Raw genomic sequence first — 255 nt, forward strand, 5'->3', positions numbered from 1 at the left:
CCGGGCCATTATTACCGTTCGCCTGCACTACGCTGCCAGCCTGGGTGCTGATGGTTGGAGCTGATATAAAAATAGATCCGCCCGTTGTGCCGTTGGCTTGTAACACGGCAGAAGATTGCAACTCAGCTAAAGTACTTCCAGTCAGATAAATCACATTACTCTGGACTGGCGCAATCTGAAGGCTATTTAAGTCATTCGCTGCGCTTGTGGAATAAACCCGATTAAGGCTTTGGTCAGCATTTTGTGAAGTTAAAT

General features: G+C 47.1%; 1 protein-coding gene. It reads right to left on the bottom strand.

Features of this window, described 5'->3' with window-relative positions; translation table 11 throughout:
- Window positions 1-255 (bottom strand): hypothetical protein (locus ICN20_RS10215; protein WP_216240522.1); only part of this gene is annotated, 255 nt, incomplete at both ends.

The organism is Polynucleobacter sp. JS-Polo-80-F4 (assembly GCF_018881965.1).
Taxonomy (GTDB): Bacteria; Pseudomonadota; Gammaproteobacteria; order Burkholderiales; family Burkholderiaceae; genus Polynucleobacter.